Annotated in this window: 1 protein-coding gene; it reads right to left on the reverse strand. The window is 67.6% G+C overall.

All coding sequences use genetic code 11. From position 1 onward, the window contains the following. A partial coding sequence (locus tag E1J50_RS26470) for a PAS domain S-box protein (protein ID WP_132257241.1) occupies window positions 1-242 on the reverse strand: 242 nt, incomplete at its 3' end. Window positions 243-500: the final 258 nt, after the last annotated feature.

Raw genomic sequence — 500 nt, forward strand, 5'->3', positions numbered from 1 at the left:
ACCTGCAGGGCGTGCGCGGGCAGGCCCGTGGCCTGATCCTCCTCGGTGTAGAACCGGGAGAAGTGCTGGCCGATGATCTCCTCGGCGGTGTAGCCCTTGAAGCGCTGAGCGCCCCGGTTCCAGCTCGCGACTCGCCCCTGCGGGTCCAGCATGTAGATGGCGTAGTCGAGAATGCTGTCGACCAGCAGCCGGTACCGATCCTCGCGCGTCGCGCCCGCCTCCGGCGCCTGCTCGGTGGCCATCAGGCGGTCCCGCCTCGGATTGCGGGGCCGGCCGGGATGCGCGCGGGTGGAGCGGAGCGGTGGGTTGATCGGGCAGGCATTCGTTCAATCAAACGCGCACAAGTTATTGTATCGTCTTGGACACAACTTACAGATGCATAGGGCCGGTTGCTACCCTGGAATGGGAGCGCGTGCCCGCTAAAACAGGTCGGAGCCCCTCCCGCCGAGGCGGAAGGGATCGCGAGGGCTCGGCGGCGTGGGCGCTACCGCCTCAACCGG

It is taken from the genome of Methylobacterium segetis, assembly GCF_004348265.1.
Taxonomy (GTDB): domain Bacteria; phylum Pseudomonadota; class Alphaproteobacteria; order Rhizobiales; family Beijerinckiaceae; genus Methylobacterium; species Methylobacterium segetis.